21 protein-coding genes are annotated in these 24009 nt (G+C 67.7%); 8 read left to right on the plus strand and 13 right to left on the minus strand.

Features of this window, described 5'->3' with window-relative positions; all coding sequences use genetic code 11:
- Positions 1-15 precede the first annotated feature (15 nt).
- Positions 16-753, minus strand: a complete 738-nt coding sequence (locus UAJ10_RS02950; RefSeq protein WP_322913876.1) for a response regulator transcription factor — start codon at positions 751-753, stop codon at positions 16-18.
- Between the two features lie 131 nt (positions 754-884).
- The gene (locus tag UAJ10_RS02955) at positions 885-1076 is read right to left on the minus strand and encodes a hypothetical protein (protein ID WP_322913877.1); all 192 of its coding nucleotides are present in this window, start codon (positions 1074-1076) and stop codon (positions 885-887) included.
- A 266-nt stretch (positions 1077-1342) separates the two neighbouring features.
- On the opposite strand from UAJ10_RS02955, the gene UAJ10_RS02960 reads away from it, so the two are divergent.
- Entirely contained in the window at positions 1343-2212 is an 870-nt protein-coding gene (locus UAJ10_RS02960; protein ID WP_322913878.1) for an SDR family oxidoreductase, read from the plus strand.
- An 89-nt stretch (positions 2213-2301) separates the two neighbouring features.
- Here the strand turns inward: UAJ10_RS02960 and UAJ10_RS02965 are convergent, their stop codons facing one another.
- A complete protein-coding gene (locus tag UAJ10_RS02965) occupies positions 2302-4380 on the minus strand; it encodes a glycoside hydrolase family 36 protein (protein ID WP_322913879.1) in 2079 nt (692 codons plus the stop codon).
- Between the two features lie 111 nt (positions 4381-4491).
- Positions 4492-5283: a transcriptional repressor AgaR gene (gene agaR / locus UAJ10_RS02970; RefSeq protein ID WP_322913880.1), complete on the minus strand. Its 792-nt coding sequence runs from the start codon at positions 5281-5283 to the stop codon at positions 4492-4494.
- Between the two features lie 200 nt (positions 5284-5483).
- Here agaR and UAJ10_RS02975 point away from each other — a divergent pair, with 200 nt between their 5' ends.
- Genes UAJ10_RS02975 through UAJ10_RS03005 form a run of 7 tightly spaced genes read left to right on the plus strand, consistent with a single transcriptional unit; the run spans position 5484 to position 13957 of the window.
- Positions 5484-6377, plus strand: coding sequence for a DMT family transporter (locus tag UAJ10_RS02975; protein WP_322914492.1), 894 nt, complete (start codon positions 5484-5486; stop codon positions 6375-6377).
- The gene (locus UAJ10_RS02980; protein WP_322913881.1) at positions 6374-7660 is read left to right on the plus strand and encodes a D-tagatose-bisphosphate aldolase, class II, non-catalytic subunit; all 1287 of its coding nucleotides are present in this window, start codon (positions 6374-6376) and stop codon (positions 7658-7660) included. The genes UAJ10_RS02975 and UAJ10_RS02980 overlap by 4 nt, the downstream gene beginning before the upstream one ends.
- The gene (locus UAJ10_RS02985; protein WP_322913882.1) at positions 7660-8817 is read left to right on the plus strand and encodes an SIS domain-containing protein; all 1158 of its coding nucleotides are present in this window, start codon (positions 7660-7662) and stop codon (positions 8815-8817) included. Before UAJ10_RS02980 ends, UAJ10_RS02985 begins: the two co-directional genes overlap by 1 nt.
- A complete protein-coding gene (locus tag UAJ10_RS02990; protein WP_322913883.1) occupies positions 8817-9779 on the plus strand; it encodes a BadF/BadG/BcrA/BcrD ATPase family protein in 963 nt (320 codons plus the stop codon). Before UAJ10_RS02985 ends, UAJ10_RS02990 begins: the two co-directional genes overlap by 1 nt.
- A 41-nt stretch (positions 9780-9820) precedes the next feature.
- Positions 9821-11494, plus strand: a complete 1674-nt coding sequence (locus UAJ10_RS02995; protein ID WP_322913884.1) for a TonB-dependent receptor plug domain-containing protein — start codon at positions 9821-9823, stop codon at positions 11492-11494.
- Between the two features lie 10 nt (positions 11495-11504).
- A complete protein-coding gene (locus tag UAJ10_RS03000; protein ID WP_322913885.1) occupies positions 11505-12842 on the plus strand; it encodes an outer membrane beta-barrel protein in 1338 nt (445 codons plus the stop codon).
- 11 nt (positions 12843-12853) lie between these two features.
- Positions 12854-13957 carry an amidohydrolase family protein gene (locus UAJ10_RS03005; RefSeq protein WP_322913886.1) on the plus strand — a complete coding sequence of 368 codons (1104 nt, stop codon included), beginning with the start codon at positions 12854-12856 and terminating at the stop codon, positions 13955-13957.
- A gap of 42 nt (positions 13958-13999) precedes the next feature.
- On the opposite strand, the gene UAJ10_RS03010 is transcribed toward UAJ10_RS03005, so the two are convergent.
- Genes UAJ10_RS03010 through UAJ10_RS03050 form a run of 9 tightly spaced genes read right to left on the minus strand, consistent with a single transcriptional unit; the run spans position 14000 to position 23652 of the window.
- Complete coding sequence (locus UAJ10_RS03010) at positions 14000-15085, minus strand: protein-glutamate methylesterase/protein-glutamine glutaminase (protein ID WP_322913887.1); 1086 nt, start codon at positions 15083-15085, stop codon at positions 14000-14002.
- Positions 15086-15091: 6 nt separating this feature from the next.
- Positions 15092-15976 carry a CheR family methyltransferase gene (locus UAJ10_RS03015; protein WP_322913888.1) on the minus strand — a complete coding sequence of 295 codons (885 nt, stop codon included), beginning with the start codon at positions 15974-15976 and terminating at the stop codon, positions 15092-15094.
- On the minus strand, positions 15977-17932 hold the full coding sequence (locus tag UAJ10_RS03020) for a HAMP domain-containing methyl-accepting chemotaxis protein (RefSeq protein ID WP_322913889.1): 1956 nt from the start codon (positions 17930-17932) through the stop codon (positions 15977-15979).
- Between the two features lie 29 nt (positions 17933-17961).
- Complete coding sequence (locus UAJ10_RS03025) at positions 17962-18504, minus strand: chemotaxis protein CheW (RefSeq protein WP_322913890.1); 543 nt, start codon at positions 18502-18504, stop codon at positions 17962-17964.
- 15 nt (positions 18505-18519) lie between these two features.
- Entirely contained in the window at positions 18520-20253 is a 1734-nt protein-coding gene (locus tag UAJ10_RS03030) for a methyl-accepting chemotaxis protein (RefSeq protein WP_322913891.1), read from the minus strand.
- Between the two features lie 14 nt (positions 20254-20267).
- Positions 20268-20768: a chemotaxis protein CheW gene (locus tag UAJ10_RS03035; RefSeq protein WP_322913892.1), complete on the minus strand. Its 501-nt coding sequence runs from the start codon at positions 20766-20768 to the stop codon at positions 20268-20270.
- Positions 20769-20783: 15 nt separating this feature from the next.
- Positions 20784-22922 carry a chemotaxis protein CheA gene (locus UAJ10_RS03040; protein ID WP_322913893.1) on the minus strand — a complete coding sequence of 713 codons (2139 nt, stop codon included), beginning with the start codon at positions 22920-22922 and terminating at the stop codon, positions 20784-20786.
- Complete coding sequence (locus tag UAJ10_RS03045) at positions 22919-23287, minus strand: response regulator (RefSeq protein ID WP_322913894.1); 369 nt, start codon at positions 23285-23287, stop codon at positions 22919-22921. Before UAJ10_RS03045 ends, UAJ10_RS03040 begins: the two co-directional genes overlap by 4 nt.
- Entirely contained in the window at positions 23287-23652 is a 366-nt protein-coding gene (locus UAJ10_RS03050) for an STAS domain-containing protein (protein WP_322913895.1), read from the minus strand. The genes UAJ10_RS03045 and UAJ10_RS03050 overlap by 1 nt, the downstream gene beginning before the upstream one ends.
- Between the last annotated feature and the right edge of the window lie 357 nt (positions 23653-24009).

Raw genomic sequence — 24009 nt, forward strand, 5'->3', positions numbered from 1 at the left:
CCGATCCCCGCCCAATCACGACGGGGGCGGGCACGATGGGGGCAGGGCGTAAAGATAGCCGACATTGCGGATGGTCTTGATGGGCTGTTCACCATCATCGGCGGTGGCATCGAGTTTACGCCGGACCTTGCTCACCAGCGTGTCGACGTTGCGGTCGGCGCCGGCCGCGTGATGCCGGCCGAACGCCGCGGCCGAAAGCTCATCCCGGGAAATGATACGGCCCGCGCCGCGCAACAGGTGTTCCAGAAGGCTGAATTCCGCCGAGGTCAGGTCCAGCCGGCATTCCCCATTCCAAGCGATGCGGGCGGTCGGGTTGAGCCGGACCCGTCCCACCTGCAGGTCCGCCGGCGCCTTGCCGGCCCCGCCGTTGACGCCCCTGCCGTTGATGCCCCCGCCGTTGACACGGCGCAGGACGGCGCGAATTCGGCTCACCAGTTCACGGGGATTGACGGGCTTCGGCACGTAGTCATCCGCACCGATTTCGAACCCGACGATGCGGTCGATGTCGTCGTCGCGGGCCGTCAGCATGATGACGGGTACGTCGGATCGTTGGCGAAGGCGTTTCAGGACGTCGAAACCCGACAGCTTGGGCAACATGACGTCCAGCACGATCAGGTCCGACTCCTCCGGCGCATGGTCGAAGCACGCGGCGCCGTCATGGGCCACGTCGACGGCGAACCCGTCCTGTTCCAGATACTCGCGCAGCATGTCCGCCAGCGCGACATCATCGTCAACGAGCAGTATTCGATCCATGCCTGATTATTGGCGAACAGGGGAGCCAAGTCGACAGCCGGCCCTCGGGGGAAGGGCGATTTGGGTTGGGCGCGGCGGGGGCGGCAGGACACCCTGGACGGGGCGCCCCGCCGCCCGCGACGCGAACGCGATCAAGCCTTGATGTTGTTGCCCCGGTCCTTGTCGACGGACCCCGTGTCCACGTCGCCATCGCCATCCCGGTCCAGGGTAACGGGTTGCTGCGGGGCGGCCTGGCTGGCGGTGGTGTCGGCCGTCGCGGCGGGGGCGGCCGGTCGATACAGGGCGGCGGAACTGGCGTACCCGCCAATGGAAGAAATGCTCATGATCGTAACTCCACGGGAAGTGTCGGTCGGTTCGGTTGCGTCGTCGCTTTCGCCGTCAATATACCCCGCGGCCTGGAGGGCGATTGTGGAGTTTTGTGGAGTCCTGCGGAATTGCGGCTGATGGGGTGCGCTCAGGACGTACAGCGCGCGATGGCTGTCTTAGTGTTCCGTCAGTGAGACGGGATGTCCAAAATTGGCGTCTATCGGGTGGAATTTGGATCAGTAACTTACAGGGTGTCTTCTGACCCCAACCTGGAGTGATCCTCATGACCATCCTTGTTACTGGCGCCACCGGCCGCGTCGGCCGCCACGTCGTCGACCAGCTCGTCAAGCGCGGCGCCCCCGTTCGTGTGCTGACCCGTGACCCGTCCAAGGCCGGTTTCCCGGCCGGCGTGGACGTGGCGCGGGGCGATCTGCTGGACATCGACAGTCTGCGCGCCGCCTTCACCGGCGTGGACACGCTGTTCCTGCTGAACGCCGTCACCGGCGATGAGTTCACGCAGGCGATCATAACCCTCAACATCGCCCGCGAGGCGGGCGTGCGGCGGCTCGTCTACCTGTCGGTGATCCACGCCGACCGCTTCGTGAACGTGCCGCACTTCGCGGTGAAGCTGGGCGCCGAGCGCATGATCGAACAGATGGGCTTCAGCGCCACGATCCTGCGGCCCAGCTACTTCATCGACAACGAACTGATGATCAAGGACGTCATCGTCCATCATGGCGTCTATCCCATGCCCATCGGCGGCAAGGGCGTCGCCATGGTCGACGCCCGCGACATCGCCGAGGTCGCGGCCATAGAGCTGATCCGCCGCCGGCAGGGGCCGGCCGACTTGCCGGTCGAAACCATCAACCTGGTGGGCCCCGATACGCTGACGGGGGCCGACCTGGCGGCGATCTGGTCGGACATCCTGGGGCGTCCAGTCGCCTATGGCGGGGACGACCCCAGCGGTTTCGAGCGCACCATGGCCGGCTTCATGCCCAAGTGGATGGCCTACGAAATGCGCCTGATGGCCGAGCGCTATGTCAGCGACGGCATGATCCCCGAGGCCGGCGATGTCGAGCGGCTGACCCGCATCCTGGGCCGCCCGCTGCACTCCTATCGCGACTTCGCCGCCGGCATCGCGCCCTCGGCCTGAAGCGAACCTTCCTCAAAGGCGCGCCCCGGGCTGCGGCCCCGGGGCGCGCTTTGAAAGCGACGCACCGGCGGAGAGTGAATGACCCACGCTCACGCCGGCGACACCTCCAGCAGCAGCGATTTCTCGAAGCTGACCGTCAGTACCGGATGGGCCGACGGCACCATGCCCAGGTCGCGCTCATCGACATAGTCGCGCACCCGGAAGCGGCCCCCGGCCGGCAGCCCGCGCAGGGTCAGGGGGCCGCTCCAGTGGGGTGCGTAAAAGGCGTAGTAGTAGCGTCCGCCGCTTTCCACCAGGTGGCCTTCCGGCTTGTCGAAGCCGATGTCGTAGACGTCGCCGCGATAGAGGCCCTCGGCCAGGCGCTTGTCGCGGTAAAGCCCGATCCATTTCTTCCAGTGGGCTTCGCGCTCCGGCGTCAGCAGGAAGGAGTCCTTGGGCTTGGGATCGACCGGCCAGGTGAATTTGGTCGAGACGATCCCGCCGATCCCGACGGTGGAGGCGAAGTCGTCGCCACCGTCGGACAGTTCGACATGATCGCCGGCGAAGGGAGCCGACGGGCCCATCAACGCCTTCAGCGTCTTGCCCTTCAGCCGCACCTGCCACGAGGATTCGGGGTCCGAGGCCGGTACCTGGTTGACGTAGGGAAAGTCGTAGACGCTGTAGGCGGTGCCGCAGGGGCAGAGTTCGACGACGGTGTCCTTGTCGATGGCCATCGCCGCTTCGTAGATGGCGCGGAAGAAGCCGGGCAGCGCCTCGACCGACTCCTCGGGCCGGGCATGGTTATGCGCCGGGTTGTGGCAGGGGGCCACGCCGTTCAGGTGCTGCCCATCGATCTTCAGCCCCTTGAACCCCCAGTCGCCCAGGAACTTCCTCACCAGCGCCACCGTGTGGGCGCGGGTCGGCTCATAGGCGGGGCACAGGTAGAAGCTGTTCCACCAGGTGACCAGCTGGGGGGCGCCCTCCTTGGACAGCAGCAGCATGTCGGTGTGGTCGTGCAGCAGGTCGCTGCCCGGTGCCGCCGCCAGCGGCGCGTACCACAGGCGCGGCTTCAAGCCGCCCTGGCGGATGCCGCCCACCAGTTTCAGGAAATCGGCCTCACGCCCGGGATATTTGGCGGGGTCGACCACCCAATCGCCGATCGCCTTCTGCCAGCCGTCGTCGATCACCGCCCAGTCCAGCCCCAATTCCTTGGCTTTGGGCACGGTGGCCTCGATCAGCTCCGGCGTGCAGGACCGCTCATAGCCCCAAGCGCACCAGATGGGTTCGAAAGAGGCGGCGGAGGGTTGCGGCGGCCGCACGCCCCGGTCGGCGGCGATGCGGCGGTAGGCGTCGAGCGCCGCGAAGTAGTCGCCCGGATGTACGGCCAGAAGGGTCTCCAGCGTCTCGAAGGTCCCACCCGGCGCCAGCACGATGTCGCGCTCGGCGGCCAGGGCCAGGCGCGCGCCGCCCTTGTCCTCGCTGACCGGCAGCGACACCAGTTGCGGCACCGGCGCCAGATGGCCGACGGCCAGCCCGCCCTCACGCCGCCACAGGTCGGCGATGGGCGGGCCGCCGCCGTAATCCGAGGACGACATGCCCAGATAATTGTCCTGGGCGAAGCCGACCTTCACCGGTTGCAGCCAGTCGCGCCGGTCGGCATAGGTGCCGCCGGAATAGGACCAGAAGGCGGGGGCCGGGCCGCCCGGTGGCAGCAGGCGATGCGCGCCGTTGCGCCAGCCGGTCGCCGCCACGGCCTTCGCGGTCGTGTTGCGGTAAGAGACCTGCATGAGCGCCACGCCGGGATAGCGCGCGTACTGGCGCAGGATCAGGGTCTTCTCGATGCCCTGCCCGGACAGGCCAGTCAGGCGCAACTGGCGGCCGGGGCCGTGGCCGTCGTCGATGGCCTGCGCGGTTGTTTCGCGCCGCTCGAACAACAGGGCGTCATGGCCGCCGACCAGGGATAGGGTCTCGCTGGCATCGAAACCCGTCAGCCACAGCGGCTTGCCCTCCGTCACCAGGGCGATGCGCGACCGCATCTGGCCGTCGAACTCCAGGCGCAGCCGGTCATCCGCGAACACCGCCGCGTCCCCCGACGCCGCCAGCGCCTGCATCGGCGTGGCCATGGGTGCGGCCAGCGCCAGGCTGGTCGTCATCTTGAGAAACGCGCGACGCGAGGAGGGCAGCTTCATGGCGAGTCCAGGCGATTATCGATTTCGTTCGCTTGAAAGGCTAAGGCGAACGAAATCGAAATTCAATATGAAGATCGCAATAAAACGAAACTTACCGGATCGCGTTCGTCCCTACACCCGACGCAGATCCACGCCCAGCGACCGGCAGGCGGTGGCGATGGTATCAGGCGCCCCCTCATCGGTGATCAGCATGTCGATCTCGCCCACCCCGATGATGCGATGCAGGCAGACCCGGCCGAATTTCGAACTGTCGGTGACGGCGATGGTCTGGCGCGCCACGTCCGCCATCTTGCGGTTGAGGATGGCTTCGGCCTCGTGATGGGTCGTGACGCCGCGGTCGATGTCGATGCCGTCCACGCCCAGGAACAGCTTGTCGACCGCCAACTCGCCCAGCGCCGCCACCGTCTGAGCGCTGTAGAAGGCCATGTTCTTGCGCCGCAGCTCCCCGCCAATCAGCACCACGCGGATATGGCTCTTGCCGGCCAGCTCGGTCACGATGTTGAGGTCGTTGGTGACGACGGTCAAATCTTCGATATCCGGCAGGAAACGGGCGATTTGCAGGGTGGTTGTGCCGGAATCCAGCACGATGGACTCACCGGGGTTGATCAGCCCGGCGGCGAAGCGGCCGATGCGCTCCTTCTCCGCGTGCTGCAGCTCCAGCTTGGCCGCGACCGGGGATTCGATGGCGGCCGTCGTCGCCGAGGCGACCACGTCGGAGGCGATGGCGCCACCATAAGAGCGCGCCGTGACGCCGTGCTCCGTCAGGAAGTGCAAATCCTTGCGGATGGTCTGCATCGAAACGCGGAACCTTTTGGCCAGGTCCGCCACCTGGACGCTGCCGTGCTGGCGCACCATGGCGCTGATCTGGCTGCGCCGCTCGCTGGTATCGCGCTTGATGCTCATCTTTCGTTTTCCTGGCCTTGATCGCCTACGAGTGCGGCACTTGCCCAGGCGCGTCAATTGGAAAAACCGTCCGCCCTGACTTCGTTCCGGAATACGCGATTCAGTATGTTGCGTTTTCTATCTTCTTTCAGTAAGGTCGCGAAGTGACAAGAAAACGAAACTTATCAGAACAGACATCAAGGGAGTGCCGCGTGTCCAGTATGGCCGTCCCCGCCTATCGCCGTCCCTGGCTGCTCTTCGCGCTGCTGACCACCGGTTTGTGGGGGGTATGGGGCGCCTTCGCCGGCGCGCCGGCGGAAAACGGCTTTCCCGAGACGCTGATCTATGTGGTGTGGGCGTTCACCATGATCCCACCGGCGCTGTACGCCCTATGGCGGGTGGGCTGGAGTTGGCCCTGGGATCGCCGTTCCATGATGTATGGCGCGGCGGTCGGGTTGCTGGGCGCCGGCGGCCAGATGATCCTGTTCCACGCGGTGCGGATCGGCCCGACCTATCTGATCTTTCCGGTCATCGCCTTGTCGCCGCTGGTCACCATCGTCCTGTCGGCGACGCTCCTGCGGGAGCGGGTGACCTGGGTCGGCGGCCTGGGCATCCTGTGCGCCCTGGTGGCGCTGCCGTTGTTCGATTTCTCACCCGGCGGCGCCGGGGGCGGGCAGGGCCTGGCCTGGTTCGTCCTGGCGCTGCTGGTGCTGGTCGCCTGGGGCGTGCAGGGCTTCTTCATGAAATACGCGGCGCCGGTGATGAGCGCCGAGGCCATCTTCGCCTACATGGCGCTGACCGGGCTGTTGCTGGCCCCCGCAGCACTGGCCATGACCGACTTCTCGCAGCCGATCAATTACGGCTGGTCGGGCCCGGGCCTGGCCGCCGCCACCCAGATCCTCAATTCGATCGGGGCGCTGACCCTGGTCTACGCCTTCCGCCACGGCAGGGCGATCGTCGTTTCGCCCCTGGCCAATGCCGGCGCCCCGCTGATCACCGCGCTGATTTCGCTGGCGGCGCTGGGGCTGGTGCCCGCCGTCCCCAAGTTGGCCGGCATCGGGCTGGCCTTCGCCGCGGCGGCCCTCCTTACCATTGAACCCGAGGACCAGGCATGAAAGCGATACTCGATCTGATCGAACGGCACCGCGCCGGCGAACCGGTCGGCATCTATTCCGTCTGTTGCGCCCATCCGCTGGCGATCAAGGCGGCCCTGCGCCACGCCCGCGAGGCGGGCGGCCAGGCGCTGATCGAGGCGACCTCCAACCAGGTGAACCAGGAAGGGGGATATACCGGCCTTCGCCCCGACGGCTTCCGCGACCTGGTCCTGGGCCTGGCGGACGAGGCCGGCCTGCCGCGCGACCGTGTGCTGCTGGGCGGCGACCATCTCGGCCCCAACGCCTGGCGGACGATGGACGCGGGTGAGGCGATGAAGCGGGCCGCCGTGATGGTGGCGGATTATGTGACGGCCGGCTTCCGCAAGATCCATCTGGATTGTTCGATGTCCTGCGGCGGCGATCCGCGCGGCCTTTCCGACGCGGTGATCGCCGAGCGCACCGCCACCTTGTGCGGCCACACCGAGGCGGCCTGGAAAGCCGTCGGCGGCGAACCGCCAGTCTACATCATCGGCTCGGAAGTGCCGGTCCCCGGCGGCGCGCAGGAGGCGCTGGATGAACTGGCGGTGACCGACCCGGACGCCGTGCGCGCCACCCTCGAGGCGCATCGCCAGGCCTTCGTTCGGCACGGGCTGGAGGCGGCGTGGGACCGGGTGGTCGGGCTGGTGGTCCAGCCGGGTGTGGAGTTCGACAACCACCATGTGGTCGATTACGTGCCGGCCAAGGCGGAAAAGCTGAGCGCCTCGATCGAAGGCCAGCCGCATCTGGTGTTCGAGGCCCATTCCACCGACTACCAGAGCGCCACCGCCCTGGCCGCCCTGGTACGCGATCATTTCGCCATCCTCAAGGTCGGTCCCGGCGTCACCTTCGCCCTCAGGGAGGCGCTGTGGGCCCTCGACCGCATCGGCCAGGAATGGCAGGGCGACGACCGGGCCGCCAGCCTGCGCGACACCGTGCTGGCCGCCATGCATGACGACCCGACCTATTGGAAGCCCTATTACGAGGGGCGGGGCGCCGAGCTGGATCTGCAGCTGCAATACAGCCTGTCCGACCGCATCCGCTACTATTGGCCGACCGGCAGGGTCGCCCGCGCGGTCCGCCGGCTGTGCGCCGCCTTCGACGCCGACCCGCCCCCCTTGGCCCTGGTTAGCCAGTACATGCCCGCCGCCTATGAGGCGATCCGCGCCGGCGCGCTGGCCCTGAAGGGCGAGGACCTGGTTATCCACCACATCCGGGAGACGCTGACCCCGTACTCCCGCGCCTGCGATCAACGGAGCACCCATTAATGACTTTCACCGGATTGGCCGCCGACGAGTTGGAGGCGCGCGGCGGCGGGTGGACGGCGCGCGAGATACGCCAGCAACCCGCCATGTGGGCCGCCACCGAACAGCTTGCGCAGGCGCTGCGCCCGCGCGCCGAGGCGTTCCTGGCACCTTTGATGGCGCGCCCCGACCTGCGCGTGGTGCTGACCGGTGCCGGCAGCTCTGACTATATCGGCCGCTCGCTGGTGCCGGACCTCCTGGCCGGGCTCAACCGCCGGGTCGAGGCCATCGCCACCACCGACCTGGTGGTCGGCGGCGCCCAGCTCTTGCAGCGCGACGTGCCGACCCTGCTGGTCTCTTTCGCCCGCTCGGGCAATAGCCCGGAAAGCGTCGCGGCCACCGAAATCGCCGAGACCTACGTGGCCCAGTGCCGCCATCTGATCATCACCTGCAATGGCGACGGCGCCCTCTATCGGCGCCATAACGGCAGGCCGGGCAGCCTGGTCGTATTGCTGCCCGAGGCGACCCACGACCGGGGCTTCGCCATGACGTCGAGCTTCACCTCAATGGCGCTGGCGGCACGGCGTCTCCTGTTGCCGGACCAGCCCGTCGACGTCGCCCGCATCGGCGCGGCGGCGAACCTGGTTTCCGCCGAACACGGCGGCTCGCTGGCCGCCGCCGCGGGTGGCGGGTTCAAGCGGGTGGTCTATCTGGGCAGCCGCGGCCTGGCGGGCATCGCCGACGAGGCGGCGTTGAAGCTGCTGGAACTGACCGATGGCGAGATCGTCGCCATGGCCCAGACGCCGCTGGGCTTCCGCCACGGACCGAAGACCTTCGTCGACGGCGAGACGCTGGTGGTGCTGTTCCTGTCCAACGATCCGCAGGCGCGCCGGTATGAATTGGACGTGGCGCGCGAGATCGCCGGCGACGGCATCGCCGGCCGGCTGCTGGTGCTGGCGGGGCAGGGGCATGGCCTGGACGGCCTGGGTGCCGACCTGGTCCCTGGTTTGGAAGCCGCGTCAGATGCGGAGCTGAGCTTTCCCTACCTGGCCTGGGCCCAGGCCTTCGCCCTCGGCCGCTCGCTGGCCCTGGGCCGCACGCCCGACAACCCCAGCCGCACCGGTGCGGTCAACCGGGTGGTGCAGGGCGTGACCATCTATCCCGAGCCGGAGGGGGCCTGATGTTTCTCGGCGTCGATGGTGGCGGCACCAAGACCGCCTTCCTGCTGCTCAGCCCTGAGGGCGCCGTGCTGGCCCGCCATGAGGGCGCTTCCTCCTACCATCCCGAGGTGGGGATTAAGGGGGTGCGCGCCGTGCTGGCCGATGGCGTGCGCGCGGTGCTGGCGCAGGCCGGCCTGCCGCCCGCCGCCATCCGCCAGGCCTTCTTCGGCCTGCCCACCGTGGGTGAGGACCCGGCCACCGACCCCCTCCTGGCGGAGGCGGCGGGCACCGCCCTGGCTGGCGACCGATACAGCTGCGGCAACGACATGGTCGGGGGCTGGGCGGGCGCCCTGGCGTGCGAGGACGGCATCGTCGTCACCGCCGGTACCGGCTCCATCGCCTACGGCGAATACCAGGGCCGTGGCGCCCGCGCCGGCGGCTGGGGCGAGGTCTTCGGTGACGAGGGCTCGGCCCATTGGATTGGGCGCGAGGGGCTGGGCCTGTTCTCGAAGATGAGCGATGGACGCATGCCGGCCGGCCCGCTGCTCGATCTGGTCCGTGCCCGCTTCCAACTGGCCCGCGACATCGACCTGTGCGGCCTGGTCAACACGCCGGGCGGTGCCGCGCGCAGCGCCGTCGCCCAGGTGTCGCAGACCGTGGCCGCCGCCGCGCAGGCCGGTGACGAGGCCGCCAAGGCGATCTTCATTCGCGCCGGGGCCGAACTGGCCCGCCTGGCCGACGCCGTCCGCGCGGGCCTGGGCGTGCTGGAGGGCGAGGAACTGGCCCTGTCGTATGTCGGCGGCGTGTTCCGCGCCGGCGCCCTGGTGCTCGACCCCTTCGCCGCGGCGCTGGAGGCCGGTGGCCATCGCTATCGCCTGCAAGCGCCGCTGCTGACCCCCGTGGTCGGTGCCGCGCTCTATGCCGCCCGCGCCGGCGGCATCCGTTTCAGCCGCGAGCAGGTGATGACGCTCGCATCAAAATGAAAGCGGCCTCGAATGCCGCGACCGAACAGGAGGTGGAAAGAATGAGGAGAGGTCTTAAGACGACCCACAGAACGCCGCAAAGCGCCTGGATCCTGCCGATGATCCTGGCGATGGGATGCGGGGGTGGGGCCTGGGCGCAATCGGCGGGTTCCGGTGCCGCCAATGGTCCCTCCGCCACGGGCGAGTTGGAGGAGATCGTGGTCACCGGCATCCGCGCCGACCTGGAAAAGTCGCTGGAGGTAAAGAAGAACGCGTCCGTCGTCCTTGATTCCATCAATTCCACCGAGCTGGGGCGCTTCCCGGACGCTGACGTCGCCGATTCACTGGCCCATCTGCCAGGCATCACCATTTCGCGCACCACCGGCGGCGAAGGCCAGAAGGTCAGCGTGCGGGGCCTGGGGGCGCAATATAATATCGTCACGTGGAACAACCGCATCCTGGCCACCGACGATGACGGCCGCGACCTGGCCTTCGACGTGCTGCCGTCCGAAGTCATCACCGCCGCCGACGTGCTGAAATCGCCGCAGGCGTCGGCGCTGGAGGGCAGCATCGGCGGCACGGTGAATTTGCGCACCGCCAGCCCCTTCGATAATCCCGGCCTGCATGGCGGCGTCCATGCTGAGGGCGACTACAACGACATGTCGACCCTGCACGGCCAGAAGTACACGGCCTTCCTGTCCGATACCGATTCAACCGGCACCTGGGGAATCCTGATCGGCGCCGTGCATTCGGACAACAATATCCGCACGGACTCGCTGAACGCCTACCAGCAGAACATCTACGGCCCGAACACCTATCCGTTCGACGGCAGCGGCAATCCGCGCCCCCTGGCGGCGACGCCCTGCTGCATCACCTTCGGCTCCATCTATGACGAGAAGAAGCGGGACGCGGTGTCGGGCAGCATCGAATGGCGCCCGACCGACACGCTGAAGATCGCCGTGGACGGGCTGTGGACCCGCCTGCAGGACCCGCAGGTGGGCTACAACGAGAGCTATTACTTCCCCTACGGCAGCGACCAGAACGGCAATCCGACCTGGAATAACGCCACCTACCAGAACGGCATCATCAGTGGCGTGTCGGTCAATGACTTCCAGCCGGAAATGGTCAACAACACCATGGCCCGCAAGGTCGACACCTCGCTGGTCGGCCTGAATGCCAAGTGGCAGGCCACGTCGCGGCTGACCCTGGCGCTGGATGCCTACCGCTCGGCCGCCGATCGGCCCGAGGGCGGCAAGGACACCTTCATGACCGCCGGCCTGGTGTCCGCCACGCCCTACGCCGAGGACATCCTGAACATGTCCGATAGCGTGCGCGGACTGCCCAGCCTCAATGTCGCCATCCCGCCCAGCCAGCTGGGCCTCGGCGCCTGCCCGTCGGGAACGGCCAGTTCGACCAATGCCGGATATTGCTCCTACACGGCGCTGATGAACTCCGGCTTCCTCAACGACAACAAATACTGGTCGACCCACTATGTCGGTCTCAACGGCTATACCGTGAAGGACCAGGTGCGGGGCATCAATCTCGACGGCACCTACGACGTCAACGCCTTCTTCATCGACCGCCTCACCTTCGGCGGGGGAGACGCGGCGCGAGAAGACACGCCTGGACATCAGCAACGACTGGGACAATGGCTCGGGCCAGTATGGCACGCTGTACAACACCGCCGGCTGCCCCATCCAATGCAACCCCTATTCCTTCGCCTCGCAGGGCTATGACGTGGTCACCATGGTCAGCCCGCCCAATTTCATGCAGGGCGCCGGCGGTTCCTTCCCGACCACCCTGCCGCGCCTCAACTCGGCGGCGCTGCTGAACTTCCTCAGGAGCCTGAACGGCAAGCCCAACCCGTTCTATTGCCAGAACTACCCGACCGTCTGCGAAGCGCCCTACACGGCGTTCGACTTCTCGCAGACCCTGCCGCAGGAAAACCCCTACAACTCCTACAGCGTCAAGGAACGCACCGACAGCTTCTATGTCGAGGCGGAGATGTCGGGCGCGCGGTGGTCGGGCAATATTGGCGTGCGCGTGGTGCGCACGGAAACCGACGCCAGCACCGCGGCGGCCGTACCGGTGTCGCTGTGGACCCCGACCGCCGTCGGCGCCACCCAGACCTGGAACGTGCAATACGCGACCGGCCAGGCCTCGAACTCGCACGGCTCCTACATCATCCCGCTGCCGTCCGCCAATTTCGCCTACTGGGCGATGCCCGAGGAACTACAGCTGCGCGCGGCGGTGGCCCAGACCCTGTCGCGTCCGAACCTCAACCAGCTGGCGCCGACCTCGTCCAACAACGCCATCAACGGCGAGCCCCAGCTGTTCTACGGCGGCACGGCCGGCCTGCGCCCGATCAAGGCCTGGCAAGCGGACTTGTCAGCCGAGTGGTACTACATGCCGCACGCCGCCTTCACCGTCGCCCTGTTCGGCAAGCGGATCCGCGACGACATCTATGAAGGGGTGTCGACGAACGTCGACCTGGGCACCATGCAGTATATCGGCGGTCCGCCGGGCACCGTGCCCGGCACCCCCTTCCTGTGGACGGTCACCGCCCCCTCCAACGGCGCCAAGAGCACCTTCGCCGGCATCGAGCTGACCTGGCAGCACATGACCGACCTGGGCGTGGGCATCCATGCCCAGTTCACCGCCACCAGCAGCCAGGGCTACGACCAGAACGGCAAATCGCTGGGCGCGATCGACCCGGTGCCGCCCATAACCTCGTCGCTGAGCCTGATCTACGACAAGGATGGACTGTCCGGCGACATCACCTGGGACCACGCGTCCGGCTACACCTACGCCTGCTCGATGTGCACCGAGGTGCCCGGCTGGCCGGCCAAGGCCGACTCCTTCGACTGGGTCACCGCCAGCGTCCACTACAAGTTCCTGCATGGCTTCGACGTTTATGTGGAGGCCAAGAACCTGACCAACGCGGTGGCGCGCACCTACCTCAACGGCAATCCGCTGTTGCCCTGGGCGCCCGGCCAGTCGGTGGGGCAGAGCGCCAGCGGCGTGGGTGCCGGATATTCCGCCTACGGCCGCACCTTCGTGGCCGGCGCGGCCTATCAATTCTGAGGGGCGACGCCATGGCCAAGCTTGCACTGGCGTTCGCCGCGACGCTGATCGCGTTCGCGGCGAACGCCGACGAAGCGCTGTACACCGAGGCGGACTTCGCCTCGGTGCCGAAATTCGACGCCCATGTCCACGCCAATCGGCAGGGGCCCGAGTTCCTCGACATCGCCCGCAAGGACGGGTTCGAGCTGCTGTCGATCAATGTAGATTATCCCGATTTCCCGCCGCTGGCCGACCAGGCGAAGGTCGCGCACGCGCTGAAGGCGGCGGCCCCGGGGCGCTTCCATTTCGCGACCACCTTTTCCATGAAGGGATATGTCGGGAACGACTGGGCCGCCGGCACCATCCGCCATCTTGACGCGGAATTCGCCCAGGGCGCGCTGGCGGTCAAGGTTTGGAAGAACATCGGCATGGTGGAAAGGAACGCCCAGGGCCGGCTGATCATGCTGGACGATCCCGGTTTCGACCCTGTGATGAACCATCTGGCGGAAAAGCACATTCCGCTGATCGCGCATCAGGGCGAGCCGAAGAATTGCTGGCTGCCGCTGGACCAGATGACGACGGAGAACGACCGCAGCTATTTCCGGGAGCACCCCGAATACCACATGTACCTGCACCCCGAGCAGCCGAGCCTGGAGACCATCCTGGCGGCGCGCGACCGGATGATCGAACGCCACCCGGACCTGGCGGTGGATGGCGCGCACATGGGCAGCCTGGAATGGGATGTCGACCTGCTGGGCCGGTTCCTCGACGCCCATCCCAACGCGGTGGTCGATCTGGCCGCCCGCCTGAGCAATGTGCAGTACCAGTCGGTGCGCGACCACGCCAAGGTGCGGGCCTTCTTCATCCGTTACCAGGACCGGCTGCTGTATGGCACCGACCTGACCGACAACCCGCCCTCACCGCAGGAGCGCGCCCAGAATCCGCCCCGTGAAGAGGGCGGGATCGCGACGGAGGCCGATCATTTCTGGCGTTCGGACTGGCGATACCTGGCCACCACCGGCAGCCAGCGGATCGACGCGCTGAACGCCGAGGTCAAGGGCCTGGGCCTGCCGAAGACGGTGATCGACAAGATCTACTGGTCCAACGCGCGTCGCGAGTTCCACCTGCGGCCATAGGTCGTCGCGCACCCCGGTTGCCGGCCGGTTATGGGATGGAGATCATCGGTTGCCCGCCCGGATGATCTCCAGGGCCAAGTGATCGAGGGGAAGGATCTTGTCGGCGGCGCCCAGGGCGATGGCCTCCCGGGGCATGCCGAAGACGACGGAGGTGGCCTCGTCCTGGGCGATGGTCTGGGCGCCGGCCCCCTTCATTTCCAGCAGCCCGCGCGCGCCGTCGTCGCCCATGCCGGTCATGAGGATTCCGACCGCGTTGGGGCCGACATGGGTGGCCGCCGACCGAAACAGCACGTCGACGGACGGCCGGTGGCGCGACACCAGGGGGCCATCCTTGACCGAAACGTAATAGCGGGCGCCACTGCGCTGCAGCAGCATGTGGCGGTTCCCGGGCGCGATCAGCACCCGCCCGCGCATCACCGTGTCCCCGTCCTCCGCCTCCTTGACCTCCATCTCACAGAGGCCGTTCAGGCGCCGGGCGAAGGCCTCGGTGAACTTTTCCGGCATGTGCTGCACCACCACGATGCCGGGGCTGGCCGCCGGCAGCCTTTCCAGCACCACCCGCAGGGATTCCGTGCCCCCGGTCGACGCGCCGATGCAGACCACGGTCTCCGTGGTTCGGGCCATGGCGTGGTGGCGGGCCAGTGGGGGTGGCAGGACGACGTCGGCCGTCAGCTTGCGTTCCGGCTCGCGCGCCACGCGCGGGGCGGCGGGCACATGCTTCAGCCGGGCCCTCGCCGCCGCCTTCACGACGTCGCAGATGCGGATCTTCGCGTCCTGCAGGAATTCGGCCGTGCCCACGCGGGGCTTCAGGATGATGTCGACGGCGCCGGCGTCCCAGGCCTGGTTGGCCGTTTCCGATCCGGCCTCGGCCAGGGAGGAGCAGATGACCACCGGCACCGGCCGCTGCGACATCAGCCGCCGCAGGAAGGTGATGCCGTCCATGCGCGGCATCTCCACGTCCAGGGTGATGACGTCGGGCACCTCCTGCTGGATGCGCCGCGCGGCGACGAAGGGGTCGGACGCCGTCGCCATGACGTCGATCTCGGGATCGGATTGCAGGATGTCGGTCATGACCTGGCGAACCGATGCGGAATCGTCGATGACCAGCACGCGGATCTTGCGGGTCATGGCGGATCACTCCCGCCGGAAGACGCTGGCGCCCAGCGGCCGCATCGGCAGGCCGGATCCGGCCAGGGACTCCGAATGCCCCAGGAACAGGTAGCCGCCGGGGCGCAGGTGGTCGCACAGGCGGGCCAGCACCGCCTGCTGCGTCGGCTTGTCAAAATAGATCAGAATGTTGCGGCAGAAGATCACGTCCAGGTCGCGATCGACGGGGTAGGTCGCGTCCATCAGGTTCAGGCGGCCGAACCGGACCATGCGGCGCAGTTCGGGCACGATGCGCACCAGGCGCTGGGCCCGGTTCTTGGACCGCAGCAGGTAGCGCTGGCGCATCTCCGGCGGCACGGGGGCGATCATCTCCTCCGGATAGATGGCGGTGGCCGCCGTCTCCAGCACGCGGGTCGAGATGTCGGTAGCCACGATGTCGACGCGGAAGCCGCCGTGACGCTGGCTGGCGTCGGCCAGGACCATGGCCAGGGTGTAGGGTTCGGCCCCGATCGAGCTGGCGGTGCTCCAAACTTTCAGGCTGGTGTACGGCCCGGCGTGGCGTCGGGCCAGCAGCTCCGGCAGCGCCACCTCTTCCAGGATGCGGAAATGCTCCTGCTCGCGGAAGAACTCCGTCTTGTTGGTGGTGACGACATCGATCAGGTGGATGGCCTCATCCGCCAAGCCGCCACCGTCGAAAAGGCGCGCGCAATAGTCCGCCAGGTCGGCCGCCCCCGTCGCCACCACCCGCTTGCGCAGGCGGCCCTCGACCATGGTCCGCTTGCTTTCGGGCATCTTGATGCCGCTGTAGTCCTGGATGAAGGCGGCCAGCCGACGAAAGTCGCGCGCGCCCAGGCGGTCGGCGGCAGCCACCGCTGCCGCCCTGGAGGCCGCCTCCTCGTGATCCGCCAACACTCAGTACTTCTCGAACTCGGCGTCGCGGGCATCGCCGGCGCCGTTGGTGAGATCCAGGGCGAAGCCGGCGGCGGCCTTGCGGCCGGTCCCGACGCGCGCGGCAGCCGGGGCCACGCGGCCGTTGTGCCCGTTCACGGCCCGCTGACTTGCAGGCCGTGCCGGAGACGGCGCCGGCTTGGCGGCGCTGGCCACCGGCCGCGACGGGCGGCGGGCGGCCGGTGCCGGCGACGCCCCGTCCACCCGGAAATAGGCGATGCTGGCCTGCAGCTGTTCCGACTGCGCCGCCAGTTCCTCCGACGTTGCCGACATCTGTTCCGACGCGCTGGCGTTCTGTTGCGTCACCTTGTCCAGCTGCTGGATCGCCTGGTTGATCTGCTCCCCGCCGATGTCCTGCTCCCGGCAGGCGGCGCTGATCTCCGCCACCAGCTCCGCCGTCTTCTTGATGTCCGGCACCAGGCGCGTCAGCATCTCGCCCGCCTCCTGCGCCGCTTGCACCGTCTGCGACGACATGGTGCTGATCTCCGCCGCCGCCGTCTGGCTGCGCTCCGCCAGCTTGCGCACCTCCGACGCCACCACGGCGAAGCCCCGGCCGTGCTCGCCCGCCCGCGCCGCCTCCACGGCCGCGTTCAGGGCCAGCAGGTCCGTCTGGCGCGCGATCTCCTGCACGATGGTGATCTTCTCCGCGATGGTCCGCATGGCTTGCACCGCCCGCGTCACCGCCTCGCCGCTCGTCTGTGCGTCCGCCGCGGACTGGCGCGCGATCTTCTCCGTCTGGCTGGCGTTGTCCGCGTTCTGCTTGATGTTCGCCGCCATCTGCTCCATCGACGCCGACGCCTCTTCCGCCGCGGACGCCTGCTCAGTCGCCCCTTGCGACAACTCCTCCGCCGTCGCCGACAGTTCCTGGCTGCCCGATGACACGTTGTCCGACGCCGACGTCGCTTCGCCCACGACATCCCGCAGCTTTTCCACCATGCGCTGCAGCGCCAGCCCCAGGACATCCTTGTCGGACAGGGGTTTGGCCTCCACCGTCAGGTCGCCGTCGGCGACCGTGTCGGCCACCTGCGCCGTGGCCCGCAAGTTGGCGATCATGCGCTTCAGCGCGATGCCCAGCGTATCCTTGTCGGACAGGGGTTTGGCCTCCACCGTCAGGTCGCCGTTGGCCACCGTGTCGGCGATGCCCGCCGTCGCCCGCAAATTGTCCATCATGGTGTTCAAGGCGTTCACCATGTCCCGGATCTCGTCATCGGACCTGACGGCCAGCGACTGGTCCAGGTCGCCCCGCGCGACGCCGTTGGCCAGGCGGATGGCGCCCTGCAGCCCACGGCTGATGCTGACCAGGATCCAGGTCGCGGCGGCCAGCGCGATCAGCAGCGAGATGGCGACCGTGGCGGTCAGCACCGTCCGCGCGGCGTCATACTGGGCACTGGCGGCGGCTTCCGTCTGCGTCATGTTCGCCTGGGCCAGGGCCACCACCTCGTCCAGCGCCGCGTCGGCGCTGTCCAGCACCTGCCGTCCCTCGACACGGGACAGGCGCACGGCCTCCTCCCGCTGCTCGCTTTTCGCCAAGGCGATGATCCGGTTCTGGATGGGCAGGAACTGTTTCCAAACGGCGGTGAAGGCCGCCACCTTCTTGTTGCTTTCACCGCTGGTGAGGGAGTCCAGCTTGGCGCGGTCGGCCTCCAGGGCCTGTTGTTCCTTGGCGATGCGCGCCTCGTACTGGCTCACCAGCTCCTTGCTGTCCGCCAGCAGCAGGCTCTTCTCCGACCGTGTCACGGTCATGAGGTCCGTATAGAGATCCTGGGCCACCTTGATCTGCTGCATCGGCCCCTGGGCCATATGGTGCAGGCTTTCATCCAGGGCGGCCAGTTTCTGTATGCCCAGGACGGCGCTGGTGGTCGACAACGCGACGATGACCGCGAAGGTCAGCCCCAGTTTCAGCTTGATGGTCATGCGCATCGCGAGAAATCCTTGATCGTCGAATTGTCTTAAAGGGCGCCGGCTGCCGGCAGCGGTTGGGTGGGGGCGCCGGCCACCAGGTCGGGCGGGGCCTTGCGGCCGATGACCGACGCCTCATCGGCGGTGAACAGCGTCGCCAGGTCGAAAACGATGACGAAGCCGTCACCGCGCCGGCCCACGCCCCGGATGTAGTCGGACCGCCACGACACGCCGATGTCCGGCGGCGCCTCCAGCTGGCGCAGGTCCAGTGGCAGGACCTCGAACACCCGGTCCGCGATCAGGCCCAGGGCGATCTCCCGCCCGTTGATCGGGACATGCAGGACCAGGATGCGGGTGTGTTCCGAGGGGACGCTGGATGCCAGGCCCAGCTTCAGCCGCAGGTCGATCACCGGCACCCCCCGGCCCCGGACGTCGATCAGGCCGACAAGGTAGGACGGCGTTTCCGGGATGCGGAACACCGGCCGCATGTCCAGGATTTCCACCACCGCTTCAACAGGGACGGCGTAGATCTCGCGCTCGATGCCGAGCGTGACGAACTGCGCTTCCCGCGAGGTTTGGGTCAGGCTGTTCATGATGGCCAGGCGACCTCAGTACTTCTCGAACTCAGCGTCGCGGGCATCGCCGGCGCCGTTGGTGAGATCCAGGGCGAAGCCGGCGGCGGCCTTGCGGCCGGTCCCGACGCGCACCGACGCCGGGACCACGCGGCCATTGTGTCCATGCCCGTGCCCGTTCGCGGCCCGCAGGCTCGCAGGTCGTGGCGGCGACGGCGCCGGCTTGGCGGCGCTGGCCACCGGCCGCGACGGCCGGCGGGCGGCTGGCGCGGGCGACGCCCCGTCCACCCGGAAATAGGCGATGCTGGCCTGCAGCTGTTCCGACTGCGCCGCCAGCTCCTCCGACGTTGCCGACATCTGCTCCGACGCGCTGGCGTTCTGCTGCGTCACCTTGTCCAGCTGCTGGATCGCCTGGTTGATCTGCTCCCCGCCGATGTCCTGCTCCCGGCAGGCGGCGCTGATCTCCGCCACCAGCTCCGCCGTCTTCTTGATGTCCGGCACCAGGCGCGTCAGCATCTCGCCCGCCTCCTGCGCCGCCTGCACCGTCTGCGACGACATGGTACTGATTTCCGCCGCCGCCGTCTGGCTGCGCTCCGCCAGCTTGCGCACCTCCGACGCCACCACGGCGAAGCCCCGGCCGTGCTCGCCCGCCCGCGCCGCCTCCACGGCCGCGTTCAGGGCCAGCAGGTCCGTCTGGCGCGCGATCTCCTGCACGATGGTGATCTTCTCCGCGATGGTCCGCATGGCCTGCACCGCCCGCGTCACCGCCTCGCCGCTCGTCTGCGCGTCCGCCGCGGACTGGCGCGCGATCTTCTCCGTCTGGCTGGCGTTGTCCGCGTTCTGCTTGATGTTCGCCGCCATCTGCTCCATCGACGCCGACGCCTCTTCCGCCGCGGACGCCTGCTCAGTCGCCCCTTGCGACAACTCCTCCGCCGTCGCCGACAGTTCCTGGCTGCCCGATGACACGTTCTCCGACGCCGACGTCGCCTCGCCGACGACGCCCCGCAGCTTCTCCACCATGCTGTTGATATGGCGCATCAGGTCGCCCACCTCGTCGCGCGACGTCACCTCGACCGTGCGGGTCAGGTCACCGTCCGCCACCGCCTGGGCCAAGGCGCCGGCCCGGTTCAGGCCGCGGCTGATGCCCAGTGCGATCCAGGTCCCGGCCGCCAGGGCGACCAGCAGAGACGCCAGCACGGCGACGACCAGAAGCAAGCGCGCGCTTTCGTATTGGGCGACGGCGTCGGCGTCGGCGCGCGCCATCTGCGTGCGGTAGAGTTCGATGATGTCGGCCAGCTGCCGCTGCGCCTCACCCACCAGCTGGCGTGCCGGGCCCACCGATATCTCCACGGCCTTGGCTTGCTCGCCGCGCTTGACCAGTTCCCGCATCTTGTCGTCGGCGGCCAGGAACTGCTGCCAGGTCCCCTGCAGCGCCTGCCATTTCGGTTTGCCCTCGGCGCTGATGATGGCCTGGACCTTGCCGACCAGGTCGGCGAAGTCCTGGCGGTAGCGCGTGATCTCCTGGTCGTACTTCTCGATCTGCTCGGGACTGGTCGAGAGCAGCATGTTCTTCTCGGCCCGCACCATCTGGACCAGGTTGACCAGCACCTCTTCCGCCCATTGCAGCTTCTGCACGGGGCCGGCGACCATGTCGCGCATGGTGGTGTTGATGGTGGCCAGGCTGCTGATGCCCAGTCCCGCCGTGGCGGTGCTGAGCATGATGATGAAGGCGAAGGTCAACGCCAGCTTCAGCTTGATGGTAACACGCATATGAGGTTCTCCCGTCAGGCTGCGGAGCGTTGGGTTTGGCCGGCCGCGTCGTCCCGCGCGTCACCGCGGGAAAAGATGCGTTCCAGGTCCAGGACGACGATGAATTCGGCGCCGCGCTTGGCGATGCAGCGGATGTATTCCGGCCGCCAGCGCATGCCGATGCGCGGCGTCTCCTCCAGGGCGGAGGCCGCCACCTGGGTGATTTCGTAAACCTTGTCGGCGCGGATGCCGACGATCACGGGGCCCCCGTCGATCATCACCTCGGTGACGACGATGCGGGTGTCGATGGTCGGCGGCTGCAACTCCATCCCGAACTTCAGGCGCAGGTCCGCCAGCGGCACCACCTTGCCGCGCACATTGATCAGCCCGCCGACGAAGGGCTGGCTGTTGGGCACGCCGGTGACGGGAATGAGGTCGAGGATCTCGCGCACCTGCGCCGCCTCCAGGGCGAAGACCTCGCCTTGCAGGCCCAGGGTCAGGACTTCCAGCGGCGCACCGCTTTTCCACGCTGTCATGATGTCCCCTTGCCGTCAGCTGGCGGCTTTGAAGCGGTTCTCGTAGGCCATGCCCAGCTTGACCAGGTTGGCGATGTCCAGGATCAGGGCCACGGCGCCGTCGCCCAGGATGGTGGCGCCGGCGAAGGTCTCGACATCGGCGTGCAGCTTGGACAGCGACTTGATCACCGTCTGGTGATTGCCGATCACCTGGTCCACCACCAAGCCGACGCGCCGCCCGCCGAAGGAGACGATCACCGCCTTCTGGTAGCGGTCCGGCGGCTCCGCCACCTGGAACAGCTCACGCAGGCGCAGGAAGGGCACCAGGTCGCCCCGGATGTTCAGGAAGCTGCGCCCGCGTGAGCGCGCGTCCTCCTCCGCCGACAGTTCCACGCATTCCTCCACCGCCGACAGGGGCAGGGCGTACCGTCCGGTGCCGACGCGCACCAGCAGGCCGTCGATGATGGCCAGCGTCAGCGGCAGCCGCAGGGTCAGGCGGGTGCCCTCGCCGGGCGTGCTGGCGATATCGATCTTGCCGCGCAAGCCCTCGATGGCGCGCTTCACCACATCCATGCCCACGCCGCGGCCGGACAGGCTGGTCACCTCTTTCGCGGTCGAGAAGCCGGGCTCGAAGATCAGCTGGAACAGTTCGGCGTCGGACAGCTTGGCGCCGGGCGGGACCAGCCCCTGATCCTCGGCGCGGGACTGGATGCGCGCGCGGTCCAGGCCACGGCCGTCGTCGCTGATGGACACCATGACCTCCGCCCCGGCATGGCAGGCGGTCAGGGTGATGCGCCCCGCCGCCGGCTTGCCCGCCGCCGCGCGCCCCTCCGGCGCTTCCAGGCCATGATCGATGGCGTTGCGGATCAGGTGGATCAGCGGGTCGTTGAGGCGCTCGATGACGGTCTTGTCGAGTTCGGTTTCCTCGCCCACCGTTACCAGTTCGATGCGCTTGCCCAGCTCGTTGGCCAGGTCATGGACCAAGCGGCGGAAACGACCGAACAGGGACCCGATGGGCACCGTGCGCACCCCCATGGTCGTGTCCCTCAGCTCGTGCGCCAGGCGCTCGATCTCCTCGGCGATCGCCTTCACTTCGGCGTCGTTGCTGGACGCCGCGACCTGCGACAGGCGGGACTGCACGATCACCAGTTCGCCGACCCGGTCCATCAGCTCGTCCAGCCGCTCGGCCGGCACCCGGATGCTGTCCGCTCCCTTGGCGACACCCTTGGTCCCGCCTTGGCCGCTTGCCGGCGAAACCGAGGGGGCCGCGCTGGCGCCCAGGCCGGTGCGCACATGCTGTTGCTCGGCCAGCGCCGCCGCCAGGGTGTCGGGGGAGACTTCGCCCGATTTGACCAGCAGCGTGCCCAGGGGCATCTGCGCGGCCACGGCGGCATCCACCGCCTGCTGCGCCACATCCCCCCGGTCCACCAGGATTTCACCGATGCGGCGGCTTTCGCCGGCCATGCCGATGGCGTCGATCGACAACTCCATGTCGTCGATCACGAACATGAAGACTTCCTCGATCGCCGTGCGCGGCTGGCTGGTGGTCAGCACCACATCCCAGGCCAGGTGGCACTCCGTCGCCGCCATCTCCTCCAGCGCCGGCACGCCCTCGGTCCGCGCCACCACCGTGGCCACGCCCAGCCCGCGCAACTCGTCCAACAGCAGCAGGGGATTGGTCCCCATCGCCATGGCGTCGCGGCCCAGCCGGAAGCGGATCCGCCAGGTGGATGCGCCTTCCGGGGACGCGGCTTCCGGTGCCCCGTCCGGCGCGGCTTCGGCCGCCGCCGTGACGGCCGATGGGCCGCCCACGATCTGTTTCAGCGACTGCAGGATGGCGTCGCCGTCCGCGGCCTCCGCCAGGTCGGGCGTCTCGATCAGCAACCGCATGTGATCCTTGGCCGCCAGCCCCACGGCGATCAGCGCGCGGCTGGGCGCCACCTTGCCCTTGCGCACCAGGTCGAACGCCGTCTCCACATGGTGGGTGAAGGCTGCCACCGCGTCGAAGCCGAACATCGCCCCCGATCCCTTCACGGTATGAAGGGCGCGGAAGGCGCTGTTGATCAGGTCGTCGTCGTCCGGCGCATGCTCAAGGTCGAGCAGCGCCTGCTCCAACTGCTCCAACAGTTCCTGCGCTTCCTGGCGGAAGATGGCGGCCGGGTCCAGCGTGCTCATGCGCCCAGGACCTTGCGCACGACGGCGACCAGCTGTTCCTGCTGGAAAGGCTTGGTGATCCAGCCGGTGGCGCCCGCGGCCTTGGCCGCCTGCTTCATGTCGGCATCGGATTCCGTGGTCAGGAACAAGATCGGCACGCCGCGATAGGCGGGCAGCTGGCGCAGCGCGCGGATGAGGTCCAGCCCGTTCATCACCGGCATGTTCAGGTCGGTGACAACCAGGTCGACCGCCGTGTCCTTGGCCTTGGCCAGCCCTTCGGCGCCGTCGCTGGCCTGCACGACGGTGTATCCGGCGCCGGTCAGGGTCAGCTTCACCATCTGGCGCACGCTGGAGGAATCATCAACGCTCAGGACGGTCTTGGCCATCATCGTGCCTCCGTGTGCAGCCAGAAATCGCTGTCGGTGGTTTGGTCGGCGGGGGCGGGGACGCCGGCCGCCAGTTCAGCGGTCATGAGAAAGCCGCCCCGTTGCAGCGTGTCGCGCAGCGCCCCGGAAGCCGGCTGCGCCAGCCTCAGTATCCGCTGGGCGCTCCCGGCGCTTTTCCGGGCGGCGAGCAGCAGTTGGACAAAGCTGAGATCCACCTCGTCCAGCGCGCCGCAGTCTATTTCCAGAACGGCATGAGCCTTCATCGCACTCATCAGCAGCGCATGTGTCTCTTCGGCGTTGCGCAGTGTGCGGGCGCCCTCAAAAACGACTGTCCCGACATCGTCATTCGAGGCATTCGGCATCATGGACACCCCGCTTGAGTTGGCTTTGAAAAGAACATGCGTTCGCCTTTTGCGGCTGGTATTTACCGGCCGCGAATTCACCGAATATTGAGAAGGATTTGCCGTTAAAAGAATTTACCTAACGAAAAAGCCAATCAAAACCTGATGGCTTGACGCACCTTATGGGCCGTTGGTTGACAAAGTGTAAATGCTGGATGGCATATTGACTGATCCATATCAATCTAACGGAAAAGAATTTTGAATAAAATTCAATGTAAACATGGAATTAATATGCGAGCCAGAATCCATTACAGTCATTGCCCAGAAGTCACATTCCGTCACATTGGCGTTCAGGTTGACGCCTCTGGTGGGATGTGAGGT

Source organism: Nitrospirillum guaranorum (assembly GCF_034653275.1).
In the GTDB taxonomy this organism is placed as follows: domain Bacteria; phylum Pseudomonadota; class Alphaproteobacteria; order Azospirillales; family Azospirillaceae; genus Nitrospirillum.

What these genes read in the sequence shown, in the direction of transcription:
- UAJ10_RS02950 (WP_322913876.1), bottom strand. Translation starts at nt 753, where the DNA reads ATGGATCGAATACTGCTCGTTGACGATGATGTCGCGCTGGCGGACATG.
- UAJ10_RS03000 (WP_322913885.1), top strand. Translation starts at nt 11,505, where the DNA reads ATGGTCAGCCCGCCCAATTTCATGCAGGGCGCCGGCGGTTCCTTCCCG.
- UAJ10_RS03025 (WP_322913890.1), bottom strand. Translation starts at nt 18,504, where the DNA reads ATGAACAGCCTGACCCAAACCTCGCGGGAAGCGCAGTTCGTCACGCTC.
- UAJ10_RS02955 (WP_322913877.1), bottom strand. Translation starts at nt 1,076, where the DNA reads ATGAGCATTTCTTCCATTGGCGGGTACGCCAGTTCCGCCGCCCTGTAT.
- agaR (WP_322913880.1), bottom strand. Translation starts at nt 5,283, where the DNA reads ATGAGCATCAAGCGCGATACCAGCGAGCGGCGCAGCCAGATCAGCGCC.
- UAJ10_RS02985 (WP_322913882.1), top strand. Translation starts at nt 7,660, where the DNA reads ATGACTTTCACCGGATTGGCCGCCGACGAGTTGGAGGCGCGCGGCGGC.
- UAJ10_RS03050 (WP_322913895.1), bottom strand. Translation starts at nt 23,652, where the DNA reads ATGATGCCGAATGCCTCGAATGACGATGTCGGGACAGTCGTTTTTGAG.
- UAJ10_RS03035 (WP_322913892.1), bottom strand. Translation starts at nt 20,768, where the DNA reads ATGACAGCGTGGAAAAGCGGTGCGCCGCTGGAAGTCCTGACCCTGGGC.
- UAJ10_RS02980 (WP_322913881.1), top strand. Translation starts at nt 6,374, where the DNA reads ATGAAAGCGATACTCGATCTGATCGAACGGCACCGCGCCGGCGAACCG.
- UAJ10_RS03020 (WP_322913889.1), bottom strand. Translation starts at nt 17,932, where the DNA reads ATGCGCATGACCATCAAGCTGAAACTGGGGCTGACCTTCGCGGTCATC.
- UAJ10_RS03030 (WP_322913891.1), bottom strand. Translation starts at nt 20,253, where the DNA reads ATGCGTGTTACCATCAAGCTGAAGCTGGCGTTGACCTTCGCCTTCATC.
- UAJ10_RS02975 (WP_322914492.1), top strand. Translation starts at nt 5,484, where the DNA reads ATGGCCGTCCCCGCCTATCGCCGTCCCTGGCTGCTCTTCGCGCTGCTG.
- UAJ10_RS02990 (WP_322913883.1), top strand. Translation starts at nt 8,817, where the DNA reads ATGTTTCTCGGCGTCGATGGTGGCGGCACCAAGACCGCCTTCCTGCTG.
- UAJ10_RS03040 (WP_322913893.1), bottom strand. Translation starts at nt 22,922, where the DNA reads ATGAGCACGCTGGACCCGGCCGCCATCTTCCGCCAGGAAGCGCAGGAA.
- UAJ10_RS03005 (WP_322913886.1), top strand. Translation starts at nt 12,854, where the DNA reads ATGGCCAAGCTTGCACTGGCGTTCGCCGCGACGCTGATCGCGTTCGCG.
- UAJ10_RS02995 (WP_322913884.1), top strand. Translation starts at nt 9,821, where the DNA reads ATGAGGAGAGGTCTTAAGACGACCCACAGAACGCCGCAAAGCGCCTGG.
- UAJ10_RS02965 (WP_322913879.1), bottom strand. Translation starts at nt 4,380, where the DNA reads ATGAAGCTGCCCTCCTCGCGTCGCGCGTTTCTCAAGATGACGACCAGC.
- UAJ10_RS02960 (WP_322913878.1), top strand. Translation starts at nt 1,343, where the DNA reads ATGACCATCCTTGTTACTGGCGCCACCGGCCGCGTCGGCCGCCACGTC.
- UAJ10_RS03010 (WP_322913887.1), bottom strand. Translation starts at nt 15,085, where the DNA reads ATGACCCGCAAGATCCGCGTGCTGGTCATCGACGATTCCGCATCGGTT.
- UAJ10_RS03045 (WP_322913894.1), bottom strand. Translation starts at nt 23,287, where the DNA reads ATGGCCAAGACCGTCCTGAGCGTTGATGATTCCTCCAGCGTGCGCCAG.